General features: G+C 39.9%; 20 protein-coding genes and 1 other RNA gene. 12 read left to right on the forward strand and 9 right to left on the reverse strand.

Annotated features, from left to right (window positions below):
* Positions 1-20 precede the first annotated feature (20 nt).
* Genes DCO44_RS02250 through lpxA form a run of 4 tightly spaced genes read left to right on the forward strand, consistent with a single transcriptional unit; the run spans position 21 to position 2869 of the window.
* Positions 21-515: an OmpH family outer membrane protein gene (locus tag DCO44_RS02250; protein WP_116758992.1), complete on the forward strand. Its 495-nt coding sequence runs from the start codon at positions 21-23 to the stop codon at positions 513-515.
* 3 nt (positions 516-518) lie between these two features.
* Positions 519-1589, forward strand: a complete 1071-nt coding sequence (gene lpxD / locus DCO44_RS02255; RefSeq protein ID WP_116758993.1) for a UDP-3-O-(3-hydroxymyristoyl)glucosamine N-acyltransferase — start codon at positions 519-521, stop codon at positions 1587-1589.
* A gap of 7 nt (positions 1590-1596) precedes the next feature.
* A complete protein-coding gene (gene fabZ / locus DCO44_RS02260) occupies positions 1597-2073 on the forward strand; it encodes a 3-hydroxyacyl-ACP dehydratase FabZ (RefSeq protein WP_104442206.1) in 477 nt (158 codons plus the stop codon).
* A 7-nt stretch (positions 2074-2080) separates the two neighbouring features.
* Positions 2081-2869: an acyl-ACP--UDP-N-acetylglucosamine O-acyltransferase gene (lpxA, locus tag DCO44_RS02265; protein WP_116758994.1), complete on the forward strand. Its 789-nt coding sequence runs from the start codon at positions 2081-2083 to the stop codon at positions 2867-2869.
* 39 nt (positions 2870-2908) lie between these two features.
* Here lpxA and DCO44_RS02270 read toward each other — a convergent pair whose 3' ends face one another.
* A complete protein-coding gene (locus DCO44_RS02270; RefSeq protein ID WP_116758995.1) occupies positions 2909-3796 on the reverse strand; it encodes a YbgF trimerization domain-containing protein in 888 nt (295 codons plus the stop codon).
* Between the two features lie 284 nt (positions 3797-4080).
* Between DCO44_RS02270 and ffs the strand changes: the two genes are divergently transcribed.
* Positions 4081-4177: signal recognition particle sRNA small type (gene ffs / locus DCO44_RS02275), an RNA gene on the forward strand.
* A gap of 35 nt (positions 4178-4212) precedes the next feature.
* On the opposite strand, the gene DCO44_RS02280 is transcribed toward ffs, so the two are convergent.
* The 4 genes from DCO44_RS02280 to DCO44_RS02295 all read right to left on the reverse strand — a co-directional run bounded on the left by DCO44_RS02280 (position 4213) and on the right by DCO44_RS02295 (position 7193).
* The gene (locus DCO44_RS02280) at positions 4213-4806 is read right to left on the reverse strand and encodes a regulatory protein RecX (RefSeq protein WP_116758996.1); all 594 of its coding nucleotides are present in this window, start codon (positions 4804-4806) and stop codon (positions 4213-4215) included.
* 79 nt (positions 4807-4885) lie between these two features.
* On the reverse strand, positions 4886-5926 hold the full coding sequence (gene recA, locus DCO44_RS02285; RefSeq protein WP_116758997.1) for a recombinase RecA: 1041 nt from the start codon (positions 5924-5926) through the stop codon (positions 4886-4888).
* Positions 5927-6073: 147 nt separating this feature from the next.
* Complete coding sequence (locus DCO44_RS02290; RefSeq protein WP_116758998.1) at positions 6074-6514, reverse strand: RNA-binding S4 domain-containing protein; 441 nt, start codon at positions 6512-6514, stop codon at positions 6074-6076.
* Positions 6507-7193, reverse strand: coding sequence for an HAD-IA family hydrolase (locus tag DCO44_RS02295; RefSeq protein WP_116758999.1), 687 nt, complete (start codon positions 7191-7193; stop codon positions 6507-6509). The genes DCO44_RS02290 and DCO44_RS02295 overlap by 8 nt, the downstream gene beginning before the upstream one ends.
* Positions 7194-7207: 14 nt before the next feature.
* Between DCO44_RS02295 and DCO44_RS02300 the strand changes: the two genes are divergently transcribed.
* Together DCO44_RS02300 and DCO44_RS02305 are read left to right on the forward strand one after the other, a co-directional pair.
* Positions 7208-8065, forward strand: coding sequence for a 3'(2'),5'-bisphosphate nucleotidase CysQ family protein (locus tag DCO44_RS02300; protein WP_116759000.1), 858 nt, complete (start codon positions 7208-7210; stop codon positions 8063-8065).
* A 52-nt stretch (positions 8066-8117) separates the two neighbouring features.
* The gene (locus DCO44_RS02305; protein WP_116759001.1) at positions 8118-8852 is read left to right on the forward strand and encodes a phosphoglycerate mutase family protein; all 735 of its coding nucleotides are present in this window, start codon (positions 8118-8120) and stop codon (positions 8850-8852) included.
* A gap of 746 nt (positions 8853-9598) precedes the next feature.
* Here DCO44_RS02305 and rpsT read toward each other — a convergent pair.
* Positions 9599-9865, reverse strand: coding sequence for a 30S ribosomal protein S20 (rpsT, locus tag DCO44_RS02310; protein WP_016167735.1), 267 nt, complete (start codon positions 9863-9865; stop codon positions 9599-9601).
* 215 nt (positions 9866-10080) lie between these two features.
* Between rpsT and DCO44_RS02315 the strand changes: the two genes are divergently transcribed.
* From DCO44_RS02315 to DCO44_RS02325, 3 genes are read left to right on the forward strand one after another with little or no spacing between them, the layout of a single operon-like run.
* Positions 10081-10746 (forward strand): nucleoside-diphosphate sugar epimerase, encoded by a 666-nt coding sequence (locus tag DCO44_RS02315; protein WP_116759002.1) that lies wholly within the window; start codon positions 10081-10083, stop codon positions 10744-10746.
* Between the two features lie 12 nt (positions 10747-10758).
* Positions 10759-11271 carry a ribonuclease E activity regulator RraA gene (gene rraA, locus DCO44_RS02320; protein WP_116759003.1) on the forward strand — a complete coding sequence of 171 codons (513 nt, stop codon included), beginning with the start codon at positions 10759-10761 and terminating at the stop codon, positions 11269-11271.
* A gap of 24 nt (positions 11272-11295) precedes the next feature.
* The gene (locus DCO44_RS02325) at positions 11296-12075 is read left to right on the forward strand and encodes a glutathione S-transferase N-terminal domain-containing protein (protein ID WP_116759004.1); all 780 of its coding nucleotides are present in this window, start codon (positions 11296-11298) and stop codon (positions 12073-12075) included.
* A 67-nt stretch (positions 12076-12142) separates the two neighbouring features.
* On the opposite strand, the gene DCO44_RS02330 is transcribed toward DCO44_RS02325, so the two are convergent.
* Positions 12143-12841 carry an SIR2 family NAD-dependent protein deacylase gene (locus DCO44_RS02330; protein ID WP_116759005.1) on the reverse strand — a complete coding sequence of 233 codons (699 nt, stop codon included), beginning with the start codon at positions 12839-12841 and terminating at the stop codon, positions 12143-12145.
* Positions 12842-12859: 18 nt separating this feature from the next.
* On the reverse strand, positions 12860-13828 hold the full coding sequence (locus DCO44_RS02335) for a LysR substrate-binding domain-containing protein (protein WP_116759006.1): 969 nt from the start codon (positions 13826-13828) through the stop codon (positions 12860-12862).
* Between the two features lie 230 nt (positions 13829-14058).
* Between DCO44_RS02335 and DCO44_RS02340 the strand changes: the two genes are divergently transcribed.
* Together DCO44_RS02340 and DCO44_RS02345 are read left to right on the forward strand one after the other, a co-directional pair.
* Positions 14059-15273 (forward strand): acyl-CoA dehydrogenase, encoded by a 1215-nt coding sequence (locus tag DCO44_RS02340; protein WP_116759007.1) that lies wholly within the window; start codon positions 14059-14061, stop codon positions 15271-15273.
* 111 nt (positions 15274-15384) lie between these two features.
* Positions 15385-16611, forward strand: a complete 1227-nt coding sequence (locus tag DCO44_RS02345) for a CaiB/BaiF CoA transferase family protein (RefSeq protein WP_116759008.1) — start codon at positions 15385-15387, stop codon at positions 16609-16611.
* A 37-nt stretch (positions 16612-16648) separates the two neighbouring features.
* Here DCO44_RS02345 and DCO44_RS02350 read toward each other — a convergent pair whose 3' ends face one another.
* Positions 16649-16996 (reverse strand): hypothetical protein, encoded by a 348-nt coding sequence (locus DCO44_RS02350; RefSeq protein WP_228157490.1) that lies wholly within the window; start codon positions 16994-16996, stop codon positions 16649-16651.
* Positions 16997-17125 lie beyond the last annotated feature (129 nt).

Here is a 17125-nt window from a genome sequence, read left to right on the forward strand (position 1 = left end):
TATACAATAAGGTTTAATTCATGCGTAATATAATCAAAGCTTTAGCTGTTTCGAGTGTTTTACTCAGTTCTGTTGTACATGCGGCTGGTTATGGTGTTGTTGATTTAGAGCAAGTGGTTGAAAATAGTACATATTTAAAAGCACAAAATGCAAGTCTACAGCAGTCGATCAAGCCTCAAACAACTCGATTAGAGCAATTGAGTAAAGAGCTGGAAGCGATGAAGCAGAAAGCCCAACGTACTAAACTCTCAGAAGCTGAAATGCAGAAAATGAGTGCGGAATACCAAACTAAGTTAAACGAGCTAAACGGTATTCAGCAGGGTTTACAGGGTAAAGTTCAGGCATCTTTGCAAGTGATGAACAAGACCTTAGATTCTCGTATTAAACAAGTTGCTGAGCAATTGCGTAAAGAGGGTAATTTAGATGTAGTGTTGAACAAAAACTCTGCACTTGCCTATGACGCTAAGTATGATTTAACTGATAAAATGATTCAAAAGGTTAATGCAATTAAGTAATCAATGAATCTTAACAAAAAAAGTTTAGAAGACCTAGCTCGTCTTGTACAAGGCGAGTGTATAGGTCAATCCAACCTTGTTATTCAAGGTTTAGCAAGCTTAGAAGCAGCATCTGTGCACAATATTTCGTTTGTGACAGATGAAAAGTATTTAGATAAAGCGCTTGCCTCAAAAGCAGGTGCTCTTATTGTCACTCAGGCTTTACAGGAAAAATTGTATAGCCATCAAAATTTTATCCTCGTTCAAAATCCATATCTTGCTTTTGCAATTTTGACGCATGTGTTTGAGAAAAAGCATACTGATGTTGGTATTGAAAGTACTGCTCAGATTCATTCTTCAGCGATTATTTCGGATTCGGCTTATATTGGTCATTATGTCGTTATTGGTGAAAATTGTGTTGTTGGAGATAACACTGTAATTCAACCACATGTGCGTATTGATGATGATGTTGAAATTGGTAAGGATGGATTCATTGATTCGCATGTTACGTTAACGGGCGCATGTAAAATTGGCGATCGTGTGCGTATACATGCCAATACAGTGATAGGTGGAGAAGGTTTTGGTTTTGCACCTTATCAGGGTAAATGGCATCGCATAGCTCAATTGGGGTCTGTTCAAATCGGAAATGATGTCCGAATTGGTTCAAATTGTAGTGTTGATCGTGGTGCTTTGGATGATACCATTTTGGAACATGGTGTTAAGATTGATAACCTTGTGCAAATCGCGCATAACGTTAAAATTGGCGAAAACACCGCGATTGCTGCAAAGAGTGGGATTGCGGGTAGCACGACAATTGGCAAAAACTGTATCCTTGCCGGTGGTTGTGGTGTCGTGGGACACATTTCAATTGCGGATAATGTGACAATTACAGGAATGTCAATGGTCACAAATAATATTTACGAGGCGGGAAGTTATTCTGGTGGTACAGGATTATTTGAAACGCCGCAATGGAAGCGTACAGTTGTAAGGCTTCGACAATTAGCAGATGTGCCATTGACCCAATTAGTCAAACGACTTGATCATATGCAGACTCAAATTGAGTCCCTTGAATCAACTTTTAAATTGCGTAAATAGAAATATGATGACTGAGTCGACTTTACTATCATTTACGAAACCAGAATTGCCAATGCATATTCAGCAAATTCGTGAATATTTACCACACCGTTATCCATTCTTATTGGTTGATCGTATTGTTGATGTAACTGATAATGGGATTGTGGGTTATAAAAACGTTTCAATTAATGAAGAGTTCTTACAAGGACATTTCCCGAATTACCCAATTATGCCTGGCGTATTAATTGTTGAGGCCTTGGCGCAAGTGTCAGGTATTTTGGGCTTTATTATGAACAATGAGAAGCCAAGTGAAGGTTCTTTGTTCCTTTTTGCAGGTGCAGAGAAGGTGAGATTTAAAAAACAAGTGGTTGCAGGTGACCAACTTGTATTAAAATCTGAGTTAATTATGCAAAAACGTGGTATTTACAAATATAATTGTATTGCCACTGTTGATGGCGTAGTCGCAACAACCGCGGAAATTATGGTTTATCATCAGAAAGTATAGAGCAGGCATGAGCAATAACGAATTAATTCACCCAACCGCTATTATTGACTCATCAGCAGTAATTGCTCCAGATGTGCAAATTGGGCCTTATTGTATTATTGGTCCACAGGTCACAATTGGAGCGGGAACAAAACTTCACTCACATGTTGTGGTTGGAGGCTACACGCGTATTGGTAAAAATAATGAAATTTTCCAGTTCGCGAGTATTGGCGAAGTATGTCAAGATCTTAAATACCAAGGTGAAGAAACTTGGTTGGAAATTGGTGATCATAACTCGATTCGTGAGCATTGCAGTTTGCATCGAGGCACCGTACAAGATCAGAGCTTGACCAAAATTGGTAGTCATAACCTGTTGATGGTGAATACCCATATTGCACATGATTGTATGGTGGGTGATCACAATATTTTCGCTAATAATGTAGGCGTGGCGGGTCACGTTCACATTGGTGATTACGTTATTGTTGGTGGAAACTCAGGTATCCATCAGTTCTGTAAACTTGCTTCATTCAGCATGATTGGTGGTGCATCTTTAATTTTGAAAGATGTTCCTGCTTATGTTATGGCTTCTGGTAATCCTGCACATGCTTTTGCAATGAATGTCGAAGGCATGCGTCGTAAGGGCTGGTCTAAAGAAGTAATTCAGGGTTTACGTACAGCGTTTAAGCTTATTTATAAAGAAGGTTTGACGACAGTTGAGGCAATTGAGCGTATCCGTCAGGAAATTTTGCCTACGGTGGCAGAAGCTCAATTGTTGCTTGACTCTCTGGAGCAGTCTGAGCGCGGCATTGTGCGTTAATTTGCTGTAAAAAAAAGACACCTTAAGGTGTCTTTTTTTTTACTTCTTAAAATAGCCAGCTTCTTCACTTTTTGGATATTGTTTTAAGAGTTTGGCTTTGTATTGATTTGCCAGTGCTGTATTACGATCTACATCTTTGGCGATGCTATACAGTTGATAAAGCGCTCGAGAGGCTTTGGAAGATTGAGAGTATTGGTTGACCACAATATTATAATTTCGCTTGGCTTCAGTATAGTTGGTTGGTTCTATGGCTAGATTGAATTCTGCTAACCAAAAATATGCATTACTAATATAAACGCTATTGGGGTGATTTTTGATAAAGTTTTGCATTGGAGCAATTGCTTTTTTCGCACCCCCTTGTTTATAGGCATCTAATGCGACTGTATAGGCTGCTTTCTCTAAATCGTTAGTTTGTTGTTGGGTGTTTGCTGTGGCTGTTGTATCCGTGTTAATGGCTTTGGTTGGGGGGATTGCTACGGGTGTGGGGTTGCTAGCATTGTTTACTGTTGCTGGAGTGGTGGTTGTGGTGGTGCTGTTAGAGCTGGGAGAGGTATCCTGTTGATTATCCTCCGTTTGGGTAGTGCTGTCAGGGTCAACCTTTTGTTGTAATAACTCTAAACGCTGATCTAGGTCGGTATAGCGGTTGTTGAGGTCATTTTTAAGTTGCTCAATGGTATTTTCTTGTTCTTCAATGCGTCCACGTAGACTTCGAATATCATTTTCAAGCTGTTGATTTTTTTGCATGAGTTGCCAATTTAGATTGGTTGGCACAGTTGCTTCTGGTGTTGATGAATTGGTGTTGGAAGAGTTATAGCTTGAAACTGAATCACTCTGACTTAAGCCACGTGTTTCGATAGGCACATTGGCATATAACGTAGTGCTGCTGAGTAAGGTGAGTGCATAAATTGCATGCTTATATTGCATCATAAAACATATCCATTTTGTATTACTTGCTTAAAGCCTTGAGTTTGTGTGGCTTTATTCATTTCATCTTGAACACATTTAAAATGTTCGGGTAGGGAAAAGCAATAAGTGTTTGCAAACTTGTCGTATGTTTAAAGTAAACTCATCCTGCATGAAGAAGATAAATGGTGATAAATCTGTATTTTGTATTTTAAATAGTCAAATGAATGGCTTAGCTATATAAAACTAGATTAAAGGCTTGCAACTTGAGTAAAAATCTCTATACTCTGTTCTTGCAATGGTAGCCCTGCCGGTTACTTCGCAATTGCACTCTGCGAACCCCGCCAGGACCGGAAGGTAGCAACGGTAGTAGAATTGTGATGTGCCGAAGCTTTGCTGGTAGGGTTGCCACCATTTATTTTTATAACATTTTATTATAATTAATCTTCAAACTCCTTTTTGTTAATTGCTTTCATAATTGCGTCCATATCAAATCCTCTATATTGTAAAAAGCGTATCTGCTTCGCTTTTAGTTTTGCATCTTTCTCAACAGCATAACCAAATTTCTTGATTTTCAGTTGATAGGCTTGTTCAGCCCAATCGATTTCTTTCAATTCGTCTTGAATGAGGTCGCTGTTAATTTTCTTGTTTTTTAATGCTAATTTGATGCGTTGAGGTCCTTTCCCTTTTCTTTTTTGGCTTGATAGGACAATTTCTGCTACGCGCTGATCGCTTTGATAGTTCTGCTCGGACAATTCATTTACAAGATTTATGACTTCCTCGCGATTTGCTGCGTAGGTTTCGAGCTTTTCAATCAGTTCGGCTTTGGAGAATTCTTTACGGGTGAGTACAGCAAATGCATAAGAACGTAAGCGTGAGCCTGTTAGCCCTGTATTTTGAGGTGGTTCAGCCTCTATAGCAGCATTATTGTAATCCGTTGCATCTGGTGACAGTGTGTGCTCAGAATGAGAAGTTCCAAGCTCTTGTTTTAAGCTGTTGTAGTCAAGCAATTTAGGGAATTTTGATTGGCTCATACTGTATCTAATCTTGATTGAAAAACGCCCCGAAGGGCGTTTGAGTGTAACAGGTATATTTTATAAATAAGCAGGCGATTTAAGCGTCGAGCAAGAGGTCAGATTCTTCTTCTTTATCTTCTGCAACACCGCCCGTTGTTAATAACTGGTCACGAATAATGCGTTCCACTTCTTGTGCCAATTGTGGGTTTTCTTCAAGGTGGCGAATGACATTGTTTTTACCTTGACCAATTTTGTTACTTTGATATGAATACCAAGCACCCGCTTTTTGGATGATGTCTTGCTGAACTGCAAGATCGACTAATTCACCTAGCTGGTTAACGCCTTTGCCATAAAGAATCTGGAACAGTGCTTCTTTAAATGGGGGTGCCATTTTGTTTTTAACCACTTTAACTTTAGTTTCTGAACCTACAATTTCGTCGCCTTCTTTAACTTGACCAATACGACGAATATCAAGACGAACAGAAGCATAGAATTTTAATGCGTTACCACCTGTTGTGGTTTCAGGGCTACCGAACATCACACCAATCTTCATACGGATTTGGTTAATGAAGATTACCATACAGTTTGAACGCTTGGCATTCCCTGTAATTTTACGTAAGGCTTGGCTCATTAAGCGTGCTTGCAAGCCCATATGTGAGTCACCCATTTCGCCTTCAATTTCAGCACGTGGTGTTAGTGCAGCAACAGAGTCGACTACGATTAAGTCAATTGCACCAGAGCGGACTAACATGTCTGCAATTTCAAGTGCTTGCTCACCGTGGTCGGGTTGGGAAACCAAAAGGTTGTCAATATCAACACCAAGCTTACGAGCGTATTGTGGATCAAGTGCATGCTCAGCATCGATAAAGGCACACGTACCACCCGCTTTTTGACATTGTGCAATGGCTTGTAATGTCATGGTGGTTTTACCTGAAGACTCAGGACCGTAAATTTCAACAATACGACCCTTTGGTAAGCCACCAATACCTAGTGCAATATCGAGTGTCAATGAGCCTGTTGAAACGGCTTCAACAGCTTGTACTATATTGTCGCCAAGGCGCATAACTGTATTTTTACCAAACTGTTTTTCAATTTGGCTTAGGGCAGCATTGAGTGCCTTACTTTTATTCTCATCCATCTTACAACCTCAAAACTTTGTCACTTTACTTTTAACTCAAGTGGATGTCTTACATTGCAAACGTTTTCCACTTCAGTATAGTGACAGAATTATTTCTGTTATTCTATGCCTGTTATATCTTGTGCGACATAACATGACGTGAGTAATTTAATCATCATTATATGACCAATCTTGGCCAAATTGCTGATCATTTTCTTGTTTAAATTTACTGATTTGTCGACGATCTTTTTTCGAAGGTCGATGATCAGGTCGAGCAAGATTATGCAATTTTCTTTGTGATGCAAGCAATTCCCTTTTTGCTAAACTGACTTCAGTTTCTTCATATAATTGCTGAGCAATGGGGGCAGGGCCACGCACATTAGAAATTGCTTTAACAACGATCGTTTTTTTTTCAAAACCTTGTTGGATGGTAAGTTCCATACCTACACGAACTTCTTTAGAAACTTTGACACGTTCGCCATCGAAATGGACTTTACCACCTTCAATTGCAGATTTGGCAATGCTTCGAGTTTTAAAAAAACGTGCAGCCCACAGCCATTTATCGATACGTACAGTTTCAGCAGGAAGATTTTGCTCTGCTTTAGGCATATTGCTTTTGTTCCTCGGCTTGTTCAAGTAAGGGAATTAAGTCGGTGAGTATATCAAGCATTGGGAAGTTGGATTTCTCACGCACTAATCCTGTAGATGAGGGCTGTTGGATCGTAATCAAATGCTGTAGTCCAAATTTTTGTGCACCCAGTAAAACTTTTTCAGTGTCATCAATAAAGTAAGTTTGCTGCGCGTCAAAAGGATGTAACTGATGTAACTTCTCCCAAAAAGCAGTAAATTCTTTGGCATGGCCTAGCGTTTCACTACTGACAATCACGTTAAAATATTGCCCAATATCGGTTTGCTTAAGTTTAAATTCTAGACTGGCACAGTCCGCATTGGTGGCTAACCAACATGGATAATCATTGGCTTTCAGATATTCTAATAATTCAATACAGCCTTCACGGCGGCTCACTTTATGTTGCTGCTTTTTTTGTAATGCAAGCACATCAAAGCCGACTTTAGTCGACCAAAAATGTGAAGAATACCAGTTTAAAGTGTGGCTATGTTCTTGATAGAATTGGAATAGGACTTCTTTACTTTGTTCGATCGAACACTGATGCACATCAGCATACTGAATGGGCACAAGCTGATTCCAAATCAGGTCATCATAAGCAAGATCGAGTAAGGTTCCGTCCATATCGAAGATAATGGTCGGTTTTTGAGAAAAGTTCGACATATATAAGGTGATCTATGTTTAAAACAACAACAGCGCCGCAAGATGCAATGATCTTGCAGCTTGTGCCCATTGTGACACAAGCATGCGAAATTTTGCGAGAAGAATATCAACGATATTGTGCTGGTGAACAGTTTGATATCACGAAGAAACATGATGACTCACCTGTCACGCAGGCAGACTTTAGAGTGAATCAATATATTACAGAGGCTTTGGCACAGCAATCTGTAGATATTCCCTTACTGTCAGAAGAAGGTGAATATGATCAACGTCAGCAATGGCATCGGTTTTGGTTGCTCGATCCATTGGACGGCACCAAAGAATTCTTACATAAGCGTTCTGAATTCACCATCAATTTAAGTTTGGTTGAAGGTATGCATACGGTTTTTGCAGTCTTGGCAATTCCAGCGGAACAGGTCGTGTACTTTTGTCCTCTGCAAGGGATGCCATTGAAGTTAAATCTAAATACACAGCAGTGGTATGTGTATGAATTGGAACACTCAATGGCTGCGCCAGTGCATATAGGTCTAAGTCAGAGTGCACAGCATAAGTCTGAATATACGGCGTATTTAGATGTGTTGGAAGATATGACTAACTATGATGTATTTAAAGCGGGGAGTGCCTATAAGTTTTGTATGATCTTGGAACATAAGGTGGATATTTACCCTCGTTTTCACCCAACCAGTGAATGGGATACCAGTGCGGGACAATGTTTAATTGAGCGAATTGGTGGTGGATTGGTTGATTTTAGAGAGCGACCATTTGTATATAATCAACGAGAGACCCTGTTGAATGGTGGTTTTATTGCCTATCGAAATGCAGAGATGAAAAAACTCGCATTACAAGCACTTGCAGTAATGCAGAGTAAGCATTGAGCAAAACAATTAAAATGTTATAGTGTAAACTCGACGGAAGAATGATGGTCTTATGGCATTAGAACGACTCCCACATAGTATGCTAAAAGCAATAGATTTATTGCCAGATACGCATACTCCAGTCACATTATTTACACGTCATTCCATTCGTGAAATGGTGAGTGGTCAAGGCTTGGCTGGTTATGATTTACAGCTAACACCACAAGGGCGTGATTTGGCGCAAGCATGGGGGGGACACTTAATTGCTCAGACCGATCGGACTATTCAGCATTGTATTTCTAGCCCTATTCAGCGTTGTGTAGATACTGCTGCTTTAATGATTCAAGGGGCGGATTCAATTAGCCTGCAAAACAATACGCATCATATTGAAATAGTGCAGCAAGGACTCTTGGTTGAGCCAGGAAGTTTTGTGCTTGATATTAAACAGGCAGGCCCTTATTTCCGTGAACAGGGCGCTTTAGGTTTTATCAATAGCTTTGTAAATAATGCTTTACCTGGCATGAAACACCCGATACGAGGTGTGGTCGATGTGCTTGAATTAATTTATAACACGCATCCACAGCAGCATAATGGGCTTAGCCTAGCAGTGAGTCACGATACCATTATTGCTGCAATTATTGCTGTAATTTCAGGTCGAAATGTAATTACTCAAGAAGACTGGCCACAAATGATGGAAGGCTTATTTGTCTGGTTTGAAGGCGACGAGTTTTTAGATTCAAAACTAAAATGGATTTGGCGTGGTGAATTACACGAATTAAATATTCGACAGTTTAAACAACATCATTAGAATCAAAAACTCCGATACATTCTATTTTATTTGGCTGAATAATTCTTTATATGTGTGCTCCTGCGTAGGATGGCGTAGATTCGTCGAAAGCATAATATAATAATTCATAAGATTATGTTTTTAATGATTTATTTCAAATATAAAAACTTAGCCACAGCATGTTGACTTGTCTTGTAAAAAAGCCAATCAGGCTGAAAAATTGCTTTCTAGTATTGAGATTCCGACCTATGCCGAAGCAATAAGTCCTGCGGTAAAATTGGCCGTGAAAATGGTTGTGAAGCTTTGCATAAAATTGAATTGCCAAGTTTTGAGCAAAAATTGCTAGCTCAAAGTGGTCAGCCAAACCAGTAATGGAAGTGGTAATAAAATTACTTTGGCGACCTGTTCAACAAAATTAAGCAGTCAAATCTAGACGATGGCAGCAGATACGCAGTCTATTCGTCAAGGAAATCAGTATTTTGATTTGAATAAGGGGTATTGGGTCGATAATCGGGCAGATTTGATTCGTTATTCATGTACTAATAGAGCGAATCGGAAATAGAGTATGTAGACTCCGAATACCCATTTAATTTTATCTTATTGGAAGCCTAAAAATTTAGCTGTATTGGTAAATTAAAAATTTCGCTCCTTCACTTCTGTGGAGGGGCATATTCGATATCTTTTATTTTTAATTAGACCATGGAATTGAAAAGTCAAAAGGTATAGACGTAAAAAAAGCCCAGATGGGCTTTTTTTAATACAACAAATTAGTTAGCTAACGCTTTAACTTGTGCATTTAAGCGGCTCTTGTGACGAGCAGCTTTGTTTTTATGGATGATGCCTTTATCAGCCATACGGTCGATTACAGGAACAGCTTTTTTGTAAGCTTCTGTAGCAACAGCATGGTCACCAGCAGCGATAGCAGCTACTGTGCGTTTGATGTAAGTACGAACCATAGAACGCAAGCTTGCGTTGTGTTTACGTGCTTTAACGTTTTGACGAGCACGTTTTTTTGCTTGAGCAGAGTTTGCCACTCGTGCACTCCTTGAATTAGATTGGTCTGGGCGGGCTGTAATTCATACTGAAAACCAACATCAGTAGAACTATCACCAGCCCGTAAACAAGTGGCATATTTTGATTAAACATGGCCACGAAGTCAAGTCTTGACATGCTTTGACAACATTTTAGATGCAGAAAAATGTTAAAGAAAACGTTAGATTACTCATAAACCATGGAGAACGGTCAAAAAATGATAAATTCGATTCAAAATGCAATTGTGATTGGCGCGACAGGTCTTGTTGGTCGGACCTTAATAAAACAATTAAATGAATTAAGTAGTTGTGAGCAAATTACTGCGGTGGTTCGACACTATGATGTCGAGTTAAGTCAGTTGGAAAAAGTCCATCAATTCGTACTTGAAGATTTTTTGTTACTAAATGATGAAGATGTGCACGGTCATAGCCATGCATTTAGTTGTTTAGGATCAACTTTAAAAAAAGCAGGCTCAAAAGCACAGTTTTATAATATTGACTATGAGATAAATGCACATTTTGCGGACTTATTTGAAGGATTGGAAACGCATTACTTGTTGGTCAGCGCACTAGGTGCTAATCAGAAATCACCAATTTTTTATAATCGTGTGAAAGGTGAGTTAGAACAGCATATTCGTGAATTGGCTTTAGCGAAGACTTCAATATTACAACCTTCTTTATTGCTAGGGGAGCGGTCAGAACAACGGTTGCTAGAAGGTACTACTCAGCGTTTATATCAAAAGATGTCGCATTTGGTACCAGATTCTTTTAAATATAAGCCAGTGACTGCGGAACAAGTGGCTCATACTATGGTCGTGGCAGCTCAATATCAGACTGAAAAGTTTGAGATTTATGATAATTTACGCATACAAAAAGCTCAATAACTGGAGAATGAAGTGGCAACTGTTCCTTTTGTAACTTGTGATTTATTAGATGATAATCCTGAAAAAGAGCTTCAGGTGGTTACTCCATCGATGGATGGTAAATTCTTTAAAAGTTATGGTGCTCGTAAAACCTTTGGTGGTCAGGTGGTGACTGTAAAGTGTTTTGAAGATAACTCCCGTGTTAAAGAACTACTGGCGACCGATGGTCAGGGTAAAGTCCTTGTGGTAGATGGTGGGGCTTCAATGCGCTGTGCGCTCATGGGGGATTTGATCGCTGAGTCAGCAGCCAAGCACCAGTGGAATGGTGTGATTATTTACGGATGTGTTCGTGATGTGGATGCCATTGCAGAATTGGATTTGGGTGTACATGCATTGGCTGCAATTCCACAAAAAAGTAATCGTAAAGGCATAGGCGAAACGGATATTCCGCTCTATTTTGGTGGGGTAAATATTCAATCTGGCGATTACATTTATGCCGATAATAATGGCATTGTGGTGGCTAAAGAACCATTGGTCGAACTATAAGACCATTAAAAATAAGGACAAAATATGGTGAATCATCAAATAAAAGTCATTCAAGCTTTGGCTTCATCATTTGCGGAAGGTGGTCGAGGAGTCTCTGGTACAGCATTTCCAAAGCAACCAGAGAAATCATTGAAACTCTATGAATTTGAAGATTCTCCATTTTGTCGTCGTGTGCGTGAAGTTTTAACTTTATTGAATTTGGATTATGAAGTTTATCCATGTCCAAAAGGTGGAACAAAATATCGTCAAATCGTAAAGCAATTAGGTGGAAAAAAACAATTTCCTTTCTTCATTGATGAAAATACTTCAACGCAGATGTATGAGTCGCAAGACATCATCCATCATCTGTTTGAACATTATGGGCGAACAGGGAAAACACCGAAAAAATTTGCGCATTATCCCAAAATTCCTGTCATGGCACTTGCTGGAACGATTATTAATGGTGCGCGTGGTGTTTGGGTAGACAAGAGAATTATTCACCGTGAAGCACCACAACAGTTACTCCAGTTATGGGGATTTGAAGCCAGCCCATTTACCCGTGTGGTTCGTAGTGTACTGACAGAATTGGAACTACCATTTGTATTCCATAATGTGGCTAAAGAGCGCTGGCAAGATATGGGACCAGCCGTATTGCGACTAAAGCCTGGCAAGTATGTTCCCCTTAAAGAAGGTAAACGTGAAAAGGTAATGGCGTTGATGGGACGTGATATTCAAGTGCCGTATTTAGTTGACCCAAATACCCAAGTAAAGATGTTTGAATCGGCAAAAATCGTCAACTACCTTAAAAAGCAATATGGTGCTTAAGATCGGATGTATTCAAAACCTAAACTTAGACTGGAGGTTGGAGAACGATTCAATCCGAGTTTAGGGTTTAAGTGGTCAATAGCTTGAATAATTGTTGCATGCCTTCGGTTGCGGTTTGTGCAATAAGTTGATACTGCGGAGGCATGCTTTGTTGATGCGCTTTGGGGTCAATATAATATGCTTTACAGTGTGGTGGAATTTCATGGATTAATCCTGCAACAGGATACACCTCTAAACTTGAACCGATCACAATAAAAATATCTGCGTGTTGCACAATTTTTTGTGCCTCGGCATAAGCAGGTACAGCTTCACCAAACCAGACTACATGCGGTCGTAGTGAGTAGCCTAAAGGGCAACGATCTGTTTCTAAATTAAGTTCCCAGCCTTGTATAGGGTAAAACTCAGTTGCATATTCGGCATGAGGTCCAGAACTCTTGGCGAAGCGAATATTGCCATGTAAATGCAGTACATTGTCATTACCTGCACGTTCATGCAGATCGTCAATATTTTGTGTAATGACATTGAGATGATAGTGCTGCTGTAATTGAGCAATCAGTTGATGAGCACGATTCGGCTGAGCGCGTAAAATATGTTTACGTCGCTGGTTATAAAAATCTTGAACCAATTGTGGATTTCTGGCCCATGCTTCGGGTGTGGCGACATCTTCAATGTTGTAATTTTCCCAGAGTCCATCGTGATCACGAAAGGTTTGAATACCACTTTCGGCACTCATACCAGCACCTGAAAATACCACTAAGTTTTGCATGATTTCCTCATTGTTTACTTATTCTTGGGCTTGGGTATCCACTGGAGTGAAGTTTGAAATCGCCTTTACTTCATGTTGAATCCAATCGACAAACTTGCTCAAGATAGTTGATGGCGCTTGACTAGAATGCACCAAATAATATGCACGATTACTCGGTAATGGACTACTACTAGCAATCACCAAGGTTTGATTTTTCAGTTCTTGTTCAATCAGCATTTGTGGAATTAAAGCAACGCCCATTGAATGCGATGCCGCTACAGCAAGCATGGAAAACAGCTCATGTCGTTGTCCTTCGTCAGCTTTAGGATGATCGATTCGATGTGCTTGAAACCATTCCTGCCAAATCGTAGGTCGTGTGGTTTGCTGTAATAAAGGAAGTTGTGTAACTTGCTCTGGGTTTAAATGATAGCTGTATGGGGTGAGTTTTTCTGCGTTTGGGAAATGTTTCAAAATAAGTGAAGGTGAGCAAACAGCTATCACATCTTCATGCATTAAAAAATGGGCTTGGATACTTGGCCAGTGCTCAATTTGTTGTTGTGTTCCTGCATAAATGGCCGCATCGAACATATGGTCATTAAATAGAAAAGGCTTGGTACTGGTTTCCAAATGAATGGTAATTTCAGGATAACGCATATTAAAAACGTGGAGTTTGGGTAATAACCAACGAGTCGCAAAGGTCGGCACAACACCGAGTTTTAGTGTCCCCCCTAAACCTTTATGTGCCATGACTTCTTGTGTGGATTTTTCTAAACCGAGTAAGTGAGGTTTTATCGCCGCATAATATTGTGTACCCGCAATGGTCAGTTCCATACCATGTCGTGTTCGTGTAAATAACTGAATATCCAAGAATTCTTCCAATTGCTGAATTTGACGTGATACTGCACTTTGGGTCATGGACAGTTCTAAAGCAGCATGCGTGTAACTGGCATGTTTAGCTGCCGATTCAAAGCAGAGTAAGCTCTGCATAGAGGGAATTTTTCTTCTCATTAGCGGTGTCATTCAGTCATTAGGATATTTCAAAAGTGCATAAAGCATGTAGATTGAATCATAAGAACATACTGTAGAAATGCTATTTTTAACAACTTATTGTTTTTTTAATGTGAAAAAATTAAAGAAGATATGCGTTTAAAGCATATCTGCATGCGAATTAATTGTTTGAATTATTTTATGTTCAGGCATAGCATCAGTACAGATAACAAGACCTAGCAGAGGATGCAATGAACCAAATGGTGAATAAAAAAGCAGCACGTGTACAATTTGATTGGAAAGATCCATTTTTAATTGAGCAGCAACTCACCGAAGAAGAACGCATGATTCGTGATACGGCATATGCCTATTGTCAGGAACAGTTAATGCCACGTGTATTGGAGCAGTTCCGTTATGAACGAACTGATGTTGGTATTTTCCGTGAAATGGGAGAACTTGGCTTATTGGGGCCAACGATTTCTGAACAATATGGTGGTGCAGGTTTAAATTATGTGAGTTATGGCTTAATTGCACGTGAAATTGAACGTGTAGATTCAGGCTACCGCTCTATGGCGAGTGTACAAAGTTCTTTGGTGATGGTGCCAATTCAAGAATTTGGTACAGAACAGCAAAAACAGCAATATTTACCAAAACTTGCATCAGGTGAGTACATTGGTTGCTTCGGTTTAACTGAGCCAGACCACGGTTCAGACCCAGGAAGCATGATTACACGTGCTAAAAAAGTAGCAGGTGGTTATCGCTTATCTGGTGCGAAAATGTGGATTACCAATAGCCCAATTGCAGATGTATTTGTGGTATGGGCAAAAGAAGTATCTGAAGAAGGACATGTGGGTGACATTCGTGGCTTTATTTTAGAAAAAGGCTGGGAAGGGCTTTCAGCACCTGCGATTCATGGCAAAGTGGGTTTACGTGCATCAATCACAGGTGAAATTGTGATGGATAACGTTTTTGTTCCAGAAGAAAATGCATTTCCTGAAATTCGTGGTTTGAAAGGTCCATTTACCTGCCTAAATAGCGCACGCTATGGTATCGCTTGGGGCGCGATGGGTGCAGCAGAATTCTGTTGGCATACTGCGCATCAATATACAATGGATCGTAAACAGTTTGGTCGCCCTTTAGCAGCAAACCAACTTATTCAGAAAAAACTTGCGGATATGCAAACTGAAATTGCTTTAGGGTTACAAGTTGCTTTGCGTTTTGGACGTATGAAAGATGAAGGTATTGCATCGGTTGAAGGAACCTCTCTAATCAAACGTAACAACTGCGGTAAAGCTTTAGATATTGCCCGTTTAGCCCGTGACATGATGGGGGGAAATGGGATTAGTGATGAGTTCGGTGTTGCACGTCATTTGGTCAATTTAGAAGTCGTAAATACCTATGAGGGGACTCATGATGTGCATGCACTAATTCTTGGTCGTGCGCAGACGGGTATTGCTGCATTCTAATTTTAAAAAATCATTTTGATCAAAATCAGGGTGCTCGAAAGAGCATCTTGAGAGCAAATGCATCTTTGAAAATCAAAAGTAAAATGAAGATGCAAGATTGAGGAGCAAAAAATGGGTGCGTTAAAGGGAATTCGGGTTTTGGATCTTAGCCGAGTATTGGCGGGCCCATGGTGTGGGCAAATTTTGGCAGATCTCGGTGCCGAAGTCATTAAAATTGAGCGTCCACAATGTGGTGATGACACTCGCATGTGGGGACCGCCGTGGATGCTTGATGCTCACGGTGAACTGACGCGTGAGTCAGGTTATTATCAGTCAGCCAATAGAAATAAGTATTCAGTTGCGATTGATATCACACGCTCAGAGGGACAGGCTATTCTGCATGAAATGGTCAAAACGGCAGATGTCGTGATCGAAAACTATAAAGCGGGTTCATTACAGAAATATGGTCTGGATTATGAAACTTTAAGTGATATTAATCCGAATCTGGTTTATTGCTCGATCACAGGTTTTGGACAAACAGGACCACGTGCGGCTGAACCAGGCTATGACTTTATCATTCAGGGTATGTCTGGACTGATGAGTATTACGGGTGAAGAGGAAGATTCAGGGCGTGGTGCACAAAAAGTGGGTGTCGCTGTGGTCGATATTCAAACGGGTTTATATGCCACGATTGCCATTCAGGCTGCGTTATTGGCTCGTCATCAAATTGGACGAGGGCAACATATTGATTTGTCTTTGCTGGATGCTCAGGTGGCAGGTTTAGCCAATCAAGGTATGAATTATCTGACCACGGGTGCATCTCCAAAGCGTATGGGAAATAGCCATCCAAATATTGTGCCTTATCAGACTTTTAGCGCAAAAGACAAAGAGTTTATAGTCGCTTGTGGTAATGATAAGCAGTTTAAAGATTTCTGTATTGCGATTGGTTATACCTCGTTGTTGGAAGATGGGCGGTTTAATCAAAATCAGGATCGAGTACGCCACCGAGACGCGTTAATTGAATTATTGTCTGCTCATTTTGTACAGCAAAATGCGGAGTCGTGGGTGAGAGCGATTCATGCATTTAAAGTCCCTGTTGGGTTAATCAACTCTGTTGCTGAAGCTTTACATGAACCCCAAATTCAACATCGGGAAATGGTGGTGAATATACAACATCCGCTTAATCCAGAGTTCCAGATGATTGGTTCACCTATAAAATTGTCTGAGACACCTGTTGAATATCATCATGCACCGCCACAATTGGGAGAACATACCATGTCTGTGTTGTCTCAATTTAAGGCGGAGCATGAATTACAACGGTTAAAGGCTATGGGTGTGATTGATGGTAAAATAGCCTAAGCAAATTGATTATTAAAAATATGACCTAGAAGGGCATTTAATTCTGTTTAAGATCAAAAAAGTTTAACCAAGGTTTTCTTTGATTTGAATCGATGAGTTTGATGCTCTTTATAAAATAAAGTTCATCTTCATTACTAGGACCAACAATACGTCCAGCATTAATTTCATAAGACAGATCGACTACAGCTTGGCGACCTTTGTATTGGTTTTTGAGTTTCTCACCCAGTGAGTCTTGATCGAACTCAAACCAATCACCACATTGCTGACTACAATAGGCGTGATATTTTTTTCCTTGCTGATCTGTTAAACCGAGTCCGAGATCATCTACGCCACCTCCATAAATGATGGTGTAGGTTTCGAATTGTGAATTTGCAAAAGCGGACATACTTGAAAGCATAAGAATACAGTTGAAAAAAGACAACTTGCATAACTCATAAACCGAACAATCATTTGCTGTAATTCTGCACCGACATTTTTTGATATTTCATGCATAATTTATGCATGAAATATATTG

This window comes from Acinetobacter sp. AM, assembly GCF_003105055.1.
In the GTDB taxonomy this organism is placed as follows: Bacteria; Pseudomonadota; Gammaproteobacteria; order Pseudomonadales; family Moraxellaceae; genus Acinetobacter; species Acinetobacter tibetensis.

Excerpts from the sequence above, each read along its gene's own strand:
- DCO44_RS02345 (WP_116759008.1), top strand. The coding sequence starts at position 15,385 with ATGGGTGCGTTAAAGGGAATTCGGGTTTTGGATCTTAGCCGAGTATTG.
- DCO44_RS02250 (WP_116758992.1), top strand. The coding sequence starts at position 21 with ATGCGTAATATAATCAAAGCTTTAGCTGTTTCGAGTGTTTTACTCAGT.
- DCO44_RS02335 (WP_116759006.1), bottom strand. The coding sequence starts at position 13,828 with ATGAGAAGAAAAATTCCCTCTATGCAGAGCTTACTCTGCTTTGAATCG.
- DCO44_RS02300 (WP_116759000.1), top strand. The coding sequence starts at position 7,208 with ATGTTTAAAACAACAACAGCGCCGCAAGATGCAATGATCTTGCAGCTT.
- DCO44_RS02350 (WP_228157490.1), bottom strand. The coding sequence starts at position 16,996 with ATGTCCGCTTTTGCAAATTCACAATTCGAAACCTACACCATCATTTAT.
- lpxD (WP_116758993.1), top strand. The coding sequence starts at position 519 with ATGAATCTTAACAAAAAAAGTTTAGAAGACCTAGCTCGTCTTGTACAA.
- DCO44_RS02330 (WP_116759005.1), bottom strand. The coding sequence starts at position 12,841 with ATGCAAAACTTAGTGGTATTTTCAGGTGCTGGTATGAGTGCCGAAAGT.
- recA (WP_116758997.1), bottom strand. The coding sequence starts at position 5,926 with ATGGATGAGAATAAAAGTAAGGCACTCAATGCTGCCCTAAGCCAAATT.
- DCO44_RS02340 (WP_116759007.1), top strand. The coding sequence starts at position 14,059 with ATGAACCAAATGGTGAATAAAAAAGCAGCACGTGTACAATTTGATTGG.
- DCO44_RS02270 (WP_116758995.1), bottom strand. The coding sequence starts at position 3,796 with ATGATGCAATATAAGCATGCAATTTATGCACTCACCTTACTCAGCAGC.
- lpxA (WP_116758994.1), top strand. The coding sequence starts at position 2,081 with ATGAGCAATAACGAATTAATTCACCCAACCGCTATTATTGACTCATCA.
- DCO44_RS02305 (WP_116759001.1), top strand. The coding sequence starts at position 8,118 with ATGGCATTAGAACGACTCCCACATAGTATGCTAAAAGCAATAGATTTA.
- DCO44_RS02315 (WP_116759002.1), top strand. The coding sequence starts at position 10,081 with ATGATAAATTCGATTCAAAATGCAATTGTGATTGGCGCGACAGGTCTT.
- fabZ (WP_104442206.1), top strand. The coding sequence starts at position 1,597 with ATGACTGAGTCGACTTTACTATCATTTACGAAACCAGAATTGCCAATG.
- DCO44_RS02290 (WP_116758998.1), bottom strand. The coding sequence starts at position 6,514 with ATGCCTAAAGCAGAGCAAAATCTTCCTGCTGAAACTGTACGTATCGAT.
- DCO44_RS02280 (WP_116758996.1), bottom strand. The coding sequence starts at position 4,806 with ATGAGCCAATCAAAATTCCCTAAATTGCTTGACTACAACAGCTTAAAA.
- DCO44_RS02325 (WP_116759004.1), top strand. The coding sequence starts at position 11,296 with ATGGTGAATCATCAAATAAAAGTCATTCAAGCTTTGGCTTCATCATTT.
- DCO44_RS02295 (WP_116758999.1), bottom strand. The coding sequence starts at position 7,193 with ATGTCGAACTTTTCTCAAAAACCGACCATTATCTTCGATATGGACGGA.